This window comes from Thiohalobacter sp. (genome assembly GCF_027000115.1).
Taxonomy (GTDB): Bacteria; Pseudomonadota; Gammaproteobacteria; order Thiohalobacterales; family Thiohalobacteraceae; genus JALTON01.
The window spans coordinates 1-7,662 of record NZ_JALTON010000008.1 but is presented as its reverse complement, the minus strand read 5'-3'; the positions used below and the strand labels follow the sequence as shown (position 1 = coordinate 7,662).

9 protein-coding genes are annotated in these 7,662 nt (G+C 69.6%); 2 read left to right on the top strand and 7 right to left on the bottom strand.

Going from position 1 to position 7,662, the window contains the following annotated elements; genetic code table 11:
- Positions 1-1,381 (top strand): flagellar hook-length control protein FliK (gene fliK, locus MVF76_RS01215; protein WP_297526855.1); only part of this gene is annotated, 1,381 nt, incomplete at its 5' end.
- On the top strand, positions 1,378-1,671 hold the full coding sequence (locus MVF76_RS01210; RefSeq protein WP_297526853.1) for an EscU/YscU/HrcU family type III secretion system export apparatus switch protein: 294 nt from the start codon (positions 1,378-1,380) through the stop codon (positions 1,669-1,671). The genes fliK and MVF76_RS01210, both read left to right, overlap by 4 nt.
- 193 nt (positions 1,672-1,864) lie before the next feature.
- On the opposite strand, the gene MVF76_RS01205 is transcribed toward MVF76_RS01210, so the two are convergent.
- The 7 genes from MVF76_RS01205 to MVF76_RS01175 all read right to left on the bottom strand — a co-directional run.
- On the bottom strand, positions 1,865-2,272 hold the full coding sequence (locus MVF76_RS01205; RefSeq protein WP_297526851.1) for a DUF2802 domain-containing protein: 408 nt from the start codon (positions 2,270-2,272) through the stop codon (positions 1,865-1,867).
- Positions 2,269-2,448 (bottom strand): hypothetical protein, encoded by a 180-nt coding sequence (locus tag MVF76_RS01200; RefSeq protein ID WP_297526849.1) that lies wholly within the window; start codon positions 2,446-2,448, stop codon positions 2,269-2,271. The genes MVF76_RS01205 and MVF76_RS01200 overlap by 4 nt, the downstream gene beginning before the upstream one ends.
- 15 nt (positions 2,449-2,463) lie before the next feature.
- Positions 2,464-2,940 (bottom strand): chemotaxis protein CheW, encoded by a 477-nt coding sequence (locus MVF76_RS01195; protein WP_297526846.1) that lies wholly within the window; start codon positions 2,938-2,940, stop codon positions 2,464-2,466.
- Between the two features lie 104 nt (positions 2,941-3,044).
- Positions 3,045-3,773 (bottom strand): chemotaxis protein CheW, encoded by a 729-nt coding sequence (locus MVF76_RS01190; RefSeq protein ID WP_297526844.1) that lies wholly within the window; start codon positions 3,771-3,773, stop codon positions 3,045-3,047.
- Positions 3,770-4,585, bottom strand: coding sequence for a ParA family protein (locus MVF76_RS01185; RefSeq protein ID WP_297526842.1), 816 nt, complete (start codon positions 4,583-4,585; stop codon positions 3,770-3,772). The genes MVF76_RS01190 and MVF76_RS01185 overlap by 4 nt, the downstream gene beginning before the upstream one ends.
- 217 nt (positions 4,586-4,802) lie before the next feature.
- Positions 4,803-5,879 (bottom strand): protein-glutamate methylesterase/protein-glutamine glutaminase, encoded by a 1,077-nt coding sequence (locus tag MVF76_RS01180; protein ID WP_297526840.1) that lies wholly within the window; start codon positions 5,877-5,879, stop codon positions 4,803-4,805.
- A gap of 85 nt (positions 5,880-5,964) precedes the next feature.
- Positions 5,965-7,662: chemotaxis protein CheA (locus tag MVF76_RS01175; protein WP_297526838.1), on the bottom strand; the 1,698-nt coding region annotated here is incomplete at its 5' end.

The window sequence follows — 7,662 nt, the reverse complement described above, 5'->3', positions numbered from 1 at the left end:
GGGTCTCGCCTGCCCGTGGTGCCTCGGCGACTACGGCGGAGAGGGTCTGCCCCGGCTGACCATTCCCCGACTGGACAGCCTGCTGGGCAACCTGCGGCCGGGGCAGACCCTCTCCGCCGTAGTCGCCGAGGCACCACGGGCAGGCGAGACCCTGCTCAGGATCGCTGGCCGACTGGTCCAGGCCCGTACCGGCGAACTGAAACTGACACCCGGCCAGGTCCTGCGACTGGAAGTGCTCAGCGCCGGCAGGTTGCCGGAGTTGCGCCTCCTGGAGACCGTGCGTGCCGCCGATACCCTGCGCGAAGCGCTGCGCCAGATCCTACCGCAGCAGCGGCCGCTGGCGCCCACCCTCGGCGCACTGGCCCAGTTGGCCGCGCGTCCCGATCTGTCGCGCCTGATCGGCACCGATGCCGCCCGCCTGCTGCGGGACCTGGTCCAGCGCCTGCCGGACCCGGCACGTGTCAGCACGCCGCAGGGGCTGCGGCAGGCCATCCGCGACGCCGGTCCCTTCCTGGAGGCCCGGCTGGCACCCCGTCAGCCGCCCTCGACGCCGCAACAGCCCGCAGCCCGCAACGCCACCGCCGGGGGCAACGAGGCCGCCCAGGCCGCCCAGGCCGCCCGCAGCGATCTCAAGGCGGGTCTGCTGAAACTGGCCGCCGCGCTGCGCGCGGGCGGCGGCCAGGCGCCCGCCACGGCGGCCCGGGGCATTGCCACCGCCGCGCCGGCGCCGCCCGTGGCATCGGGTGCTGCCAGCGCGGCGCCCCCCACGGCAACCCCGCCGGGCCTGCGCCCGGGCGCCGATCCGGCGCTCGACCTGCTCGGCGCGCTGCGGCGGGGTCAGCCGCCGCGACCGCAGGCCTCGGTGGCCCTGCGCGCGCTGACCGCCGAGCTTGCGGGCCAGCTCCGCCAGCAATTGCCGGCCCATGTCGAATCGGCGCTGGCACGACTGAAGCTGAATCAGCTCGCCTCGCTGCCCCAGGACCGTGCCCAGCCACCCGACTGGCTCATCGAACTGCCGGTGCGCCGCGACGACGCCATCGATCTCTGGGCGCTGCGCATCAGCCGCGACGCGGACGACACACAGGAAAACGGGAACCGGCGGCAGGCGGCGCCAAGCTGGACGGTGACCCTGGCCTTCGACCTGCCCGGGCTGGGGCCGGTGCAGAGCCGGGTCACGTTGCAGGGGAAGGATCGCATCATGGCGCTGTTCCTGAGCGAGCAGGACGACACGCTGCCGCGGGTCGAGGCACATCTGCCACTGTTGCGGCAGCGCCTGGAACAAGCCGGCCTCAGCGTCGAGTCGCTGGCCTGTCGCCGAGGTCGGCTGCCGGACCCCGCAGGGCCGGCCGGCGCCGGCCCCCTGCTGGACGATCACGCATGAGTGACGAGTCGCCGCGCAAGCCGCCCGAGCTGGCCATCGCCCTGCGCTATGACGGGGGTGAGGGGGCCCCGCGGGTGACGGCCAGGGGTGCCGGCGCCATCGCCGAGGAGATCATGCGCCTGGCCCGGGAACACGGCGTGCCCATGCAGGAGAACCCGCCGCTGGTGGCCGCGCTTGCGCAACTGGATCTGGGAGAGGAGATTCCGCCGGCGCTTTACCTGGCGGTCGCCGAGATCATTGCCTTTGCCTATTACCTTTCCGGGCGGCGGCCGGGCGAGCCCAAGGCGTGAGGCGTGAGGCGTGAGGCGTGAGGCGTGAGGCGAAGTGTAGCCTGGGGGCGCGCAGCGTAACACGGGGGGAGGTTGGCCGACCTTTCCGGGCTGCGGCGCCTGATCGCAGAGGCCGCAGAGTCTTTGAAATGCATTTTGCCCTGCGCCCTCGGACCCGGTGTACCCCGCGTTCCTCCCGCAAGCCGCGAACGGCTCAACCCGCTTCGGCGAGCCCGTGCAACATCTGGATGAGTTCGGCCTCGCCGCGGGTGAGGCCGCAGCGCTGGATGAGATCCTCGGCCGCGGCACCCTGGCGGACCAGCTCGATGGCCTGGCTGTAGGGGCGGTCGCTGGCGGTACGCAGTTCGCTCTGGTTCTGGCGCTCGGTCAGACGGTGGACACGGGCCTCCAGTCGCAGCAGGTGATCACCGGCGCCGCGTGATGCCCGGCACATGCCGGCCAGATCGGAACGCAGCACACCCAGTTCCCGGCGCAGCTCGGCCAGCTCCTCGGCCTGCGCGGCCAGCGCGCGCCGCTGGCGCAAGGCCACCCACGCCAGCGCCAGTAGCGACAGCGGCAGCAGGCCGGCGAGGGCGATTGCGATCATCTGTTCTGCGTTCATGCGTAGTCATCCACATGAGGACGGCCATCGTCCTCCTGTCCGTCCGGCTCGTCCTTGCTGTCCTGCTCCGGTTCCCGCTTGGGGCGCTTCGACGGCGGCCTGCGCTCCTGCAGGCGGTCACCGGGCCGGACCGGTGCGATGGGCTGCGGATACCCGATTTCCCTGAGATCCGCCACGCTGTCCTCCCGCGGCTACAAGCCGGCGAGCTCCAGCCACTCCTCGTCCGTGAGCAGCTTGTTGAGGTCGACCAGGATCAGCAGCTCGCCGTCGCGGCTGGCCACACCCTGGATGTACTTGGAACTTTCGTCGTTGCCGACGTTGGGGGCGGACTCGATCTCGGAGGTGTGCAGATCCACCACCTCGGCCACGGCATCGACCAGGATACCGACCACCTGCTTGTCGGTCTCGATGATGACGATGCGGGTGGAATCGTCCGACTCCTTGGGGCTCAGCCCCAGGCGCATGCGGGTGTCGATGACCGTCACCACGTTGCCGCGCAGGTTGATGATGCCCAGCACGTAGTCGGGTGCGCCCGGCACCGGTGCAATCTCGCTCACGCGGAGCACCTCCTGAACCTGCATCACGTTGATGCCGTAGATCTCGTCCTCGAGCCGGAAGGTCACGCACTGGAGGACGGAATCGTTGGTGGACTGTGCGGTTTGCGTCATGGTCTGCCTCTGCTCTGCAACGGGACCGCGGGTCCCGGTTGGAAAACGTCAATGGATGGACACCCAGGCCACCCATGTCCAAATCTGTGCACTAAGCGTGCCAGTCAGCCGACAGGTCCCTCCTCGGCCAGCATTTTCGCGAAAGCCGAGGTATCGACCAGCGCGCACATCTGTTCGATCACGGTGCCGGCCAGCCAGGGCCGCGAGCCCCCGGCCCGGCGCCACTTCACGCCCTCGCGCGGCAGGGTAATGACCTCGCCGATGGCCTCGCAGGCAAGCCCCCAGCGGCCCTCGTCGATGAGCACGATGTGCTCCAGGCGTCCGCTGTCGGGGGCACCGAGCGCCGCGAAGCGGTCGGGCGGCAACACCACGGCGGCCATGTCGATCAGCTTCACCCGCCGGCCCTGATGGTCACGCAGTCCCAGGAACCAGGGGCTGTGGTTGGGCATCTCGGTCACGGCCGCGTCGTCCCAGGGGACCACCCCGGCGAGTTCGACCAGCGGCACTGCCAGCTTCAGGCCCGCGACCTGGAACAGCAGCACCTGCAAGGACGCCGCCCCGGACGCCACTTCTTCCCCTTCTGTGTCGGCGGCGAGCGCGGTTTCTTCAGCGACCGCAGGGGCTTCCACTGGCACTCCGACCGCGGGGACCTCGACCACCGGGGTCTCCGCCGTGGGTGTCTCCACTGGCGGCGCCTCGGACGGCTTGAGCAGGGCGTCGAGATAGGCCCCCAGCGCCAGTTGCTGGTCCAGCATCACCAGTTCCGCCGACCGGGTCTCGGTCGGCCGGGTTTCGGGCTCGTCCCGGGGGCGGTCCTGCGGCACGCGATTCATGCCCGCACCTGCCCTTCGTCGCGGTCGAAGGCGACGACGTTGCGGCCGAGCAAGTCGCCGGCGAGCTGCGCATAGGCCTGTGCACCGCGACTGGCCGGCTGCCACAGCGACAGGGGCTTGCCGGCCTTGCTGGCCTCGCGGAACCGGGTATCGACCGGGATCACGGCATGCCAGAGCTCCCGGGGATAGCGCTCGCGCAGGGCGGCCAGGGCATCGCCGGAGGCACGCGTGCGGCGATCGAACATGGTCGGGACGATCAGGTAGGGCACGGCCTCGCCGCGGGCGCGGGCAATCATCTTCAGGGTGTGCAGCATGCGCTCCAGGCCCTTCAGTGCCAGGAACTCGGTCTGCACCGGGATCAGGAGCTGCTGGCAGGCGGCCAGCGCGTTCACCATCAGCACCCCTAGCATGGGCGGGCAGTCGATGAACACGTAGTCGAAGCGGTCATCGAGATCGGCCAGCGTCTGGCTGATGACCAGACCCATGCCGTCCTCGCTGCCGAGCTGGCGGTCCAGGGTGGCCAGCGCAGTCGAGGCCGGCAGCAGCCACAAGCGCTCGAAATCCGTGCGCACCAGCACTTCGTCGTAGCGAGGGAAGGCCCGGCGATCGGCGCGGTCCTTGAACAGGGTATAGACCGACAGCTCAATGGCGTCCGGATCGAGGCGGAAATAGGTGGTCAGGGAGCCGTGCGGATCCAGGTCGATCAACAGCACGCGATGACCCTCGGCCGACAACTGCCCGGCCAGTGTCACCGCCGTGGTCGTCTTGCCGACACCGCCCTTCTGGTTGGCGACGGCCCAAATCCTGTGCATGCCGGATATACCCCCGCAACAGACCCTTGCCATCCGCCGCATCCCGCGACCCTTGCACCGAGCTCCCTTTCCCAGACGATGCAGGAAGGGTGCCAGCGCAAGCCCTCGCACCCTCACTACAAAATCAGTTGGTTGGATTGGCTACCCTGAAACAGCCTGAAGAATGTGACAGGATTCCGGCGGATGCCTGCCGCCCCGGCGGATACCCGGCGCGGCCTCAGACGGCGCTGGCCAGACTGCCACCGATCTCGGACAGGGGCAGCACCTGGTCGGCAAGCCCCGCCTCGACCACGGCCATGGGCATGCCGTAGATCACGCAACTGGCCTCGTCCTGGGCCCAGACGGTGGAACCGCCCTGCTTCAACGCCCGCGCGCCCTCGCGGCCGTCCGCGCCCATGCCGGTGAGGATCAGCGCCAGCGTCTTGCCCGCATAGACCTTGGCGACTGAATTCAGGGTCACGTCCACGCAGGGCTTGTAATGCAGGGCCGGATCGCCCTCGGACACCCGCAGGCGCGGCTGGGCCCCGCGCTGCCCGAGTTCCATCTGCTTGCCACCCGGCGCCAGGTAGGCCACACCCGGCCGCAGCAGTTCGCCATCCTCGGCTTCCTTGACCTCGATCCGGCATTGCTGGTTGAGACGCTGGGCGAATGCCGGCGTGAAGCTGGCTGGCATGTGCTGCACCAGCAGGATGGGTGCTGCGAAGTTCGCCGGCAGGCGGGTCAGCACCTGCTGCAAGGCGACCGGGCCACCGGTGGAGCTTCCGATCACCACCAGGCGGAAGTCACCGCGGCGCACCGCCGGACGCGCCGGGGCTCTGGCGGGCGCGGTATGGCCGGCCACGGCGGCACGTCTGGCACCGCTGCTGGCCAGGGTCCGCGCGGCGGCGGCCTGGCGCCGCTGCGCACCCACGGCCAGCACCCGGCCACGCAGCATGCGCTTGGCCTCGACCCGGTCGCGGGAGAATTCGTCAAAACGCTTGGGGAGGAAATCGACCGCGCCCGCCTCCAGCGCATCCAGGGTGGACTGCGCGCCCTCGTAGGTCAGGGAGGAGAACATCAGCACCGGCGTCGGCCGCACGGCCATGATCCGGCGCACGGCGGTGATGCCGTCCATGACCGGCATCTCGATGTCCATGGTGATGACATCGGGCTTGAGTTCCAGGGTCTTCTGCACCGCCTCCTGGCCGTTGGCCGCGGTACCGATCACCTCGATGCCCGGGTCTTCCTCCAGGATCTCGACGATGCGCCGGCGGAAGAAGCCGGAATCGTCCACCACCAGGGCGCGGACCTTCATGGCGTCACCTGGCTCCCGGGCGCTTGCGAGACCGGGCGCCGCCGGCTGCGGCGGAATCGCGATGCATGGAACACGCGCACCCCCGTCAGATGCTGCTGGCGTATTTCTTCATCAGGCTGGGCACATCGAGGATCAGCGCGATGCGCCCATCACCGGTGATGGTGGCACCGGCGAAACCCGGCATGCCCTGCAACATGGCGCCCAGTGGCTTGATGACCACTTCTTCCTGACCGATCAGCTGGTCGACCACGAAGCCGACCCGCTGGCTGCCGACATGGACCATGACCACGTGCCCGCCGGTCTGGTCCTCGGCCATGATCTGACCGTCGCGCACCAGCCACTTGCGCAGGTAGAACAGGGGCACGGCCTTGTCGCGCACCCGTACCACGAGCTGGCCGTCGACGATGTTGGTCTGGCCGGGATCGAGATCGAATATCTCGATCACGCTGGCCAGCGGCAACGCAAAGGGCTGGTTGCCGAGCACGACCATCAGGGTCGGCATGATGGCGAGGGTCAGCGGCACGCGGATGCTGAGGCGCGACCCCTTGCCCAGCTGCGAATCGATCTCGACGCTGCCGTTGAGCTGGCCGATGCGGGTCTTGACCACGTCCATGCCCACGCCTCGACCGGAAACATCGGAGATCTCGGTCTTGGTGGAGAAGCCCGGGGCGAAGATGAGGTTGTAGGCCTCCCGGTCGTCGAGCCGGGCAGCGCTCTCCTCGTCCATGAGCCCCTTCTCCACCGCCTTGCGACGCAACACGTCGGGATCCATGCCCTTGCCGTCATCCTCGATCGACAGCAGGATGTGGTCACCCTCCTGCTCGGCGGCGAGTATGACCGTGCCCGCCCGCGGCTTGCCCGCGGCCTCGCGTTCCTCGGGGCTTTCGATGCCGTGGTCCACGGCGTTGCGGACCAGATGCACCAGCGGATCGGCCAGCGCCTCGACCAGATTCTTGTCGAGGTCGGTGTCCTCGCCGATCATCTCCAGATTGACTTCCTTGTTCAGGCTGCGGGCCAGATCGCGAACCACGCGCGGGAAACGGCCGAAGACCTTCTTGATCGGTTGCATCCGGGTCTTCATCACCGAGGCCTGCAGATCGGCGGTGACCACGTCCAGATTGGAGACGGCCTTGGCGATGTCCTCGTTGCCCATGCTCTGCTTGAGGGTGGACAGGCGATTGCGTACCAGCACCAGCTCGCCGACCAGGTTCATGATGTCGTCGAGACGCGCCGTGTCCACCCGCACCGTGGTCTCGGCCTGGGGCTTGGCGGGTGCGGGCCTGGCGGCCGGCTTGGCCGCGGGCTTCGGCTCCGGTCTGGATTCCGGCTTCTGTTCGGCCGCGGCCTCGGCACCGGCCGGCGCGGTTTCGGCGGCGGCCGCCTGCTGCCTGCCTGGTGCCTTGCCGCCATGCAACTGGTCGAGCAGGGCCTCGAACTCGTCGTCGGTGATCTCGTCCCCGCCTCCGGCGGCGGGCGCAGACGCGGCCGGAGCCTCGGTTTCGGGCTTCGACCCGGCTGCGGGCGTTTCAGCATCACCGCTGCCCGGCGCCTTGCCGCCATGCAACTGGTCGAGCAGGGCCTCGAACTCGTCGTCGGTGATCTCGTCCCCGCCCACCGCCGCGTCGGTCGCCGGCGCAGCAGGCTCGGCCGGGGCCACCTGTGCGGCATCGAGCATGGCCTCGAACTCGGCCTCCACATCGTCCGCAGGGGCCTCGCCCGCGGACGCTTCCACGGCCGGCGCCGGTGCCTCGCCCGTGTCGGGCACCGCATAGCCCTCGAGCGC

Coding starts and splice junctions, on each gene's coding strand:
- MVF76_RS01210 (WP_297526853.1), top strand. CDS start 1,378: ATGAGTGACGAGTCGCCGCGCAAGCCGCCCGAGCTGGCCATCGCCCTG.
- MVF76_RS01205 (WP_297526851.1), bottom strand. CDS start 2,272: ATGAACGCAGAACAGATGATCGCAATCGCCCTCGCCGGCCTGCTGCCG.
- MVF76_RS01195 (WP_297526846.1), bottom strand. CDS start 2,940: ATGACGCAAACCGCACAGTCCACCAACGATTCCGTCCTCCAGTGCGTG.
- MVF76_RS01190 (WP_297526844.1), bottom strand. CDS start 3,773: ATGAATCGCGTGCCGCAGGACCGCCCCCGGGACGAGCCCGAAACCCGG.
- MVF76_RS01185 (WP_297526842.1), bottom strand. CDS start 4,585: ATGCACAGGATTTGGGCCGTCGCCAACCAGAAGGGCGGTGTCGGCAAG.
- MVF76_RS01180 (WP_297526840.1), bottom strand. CDS start 5,879: ATGAAGGTCCGCGCCCTGGTGGTGGACGATTCCGGCTTCTTCCGCCGG.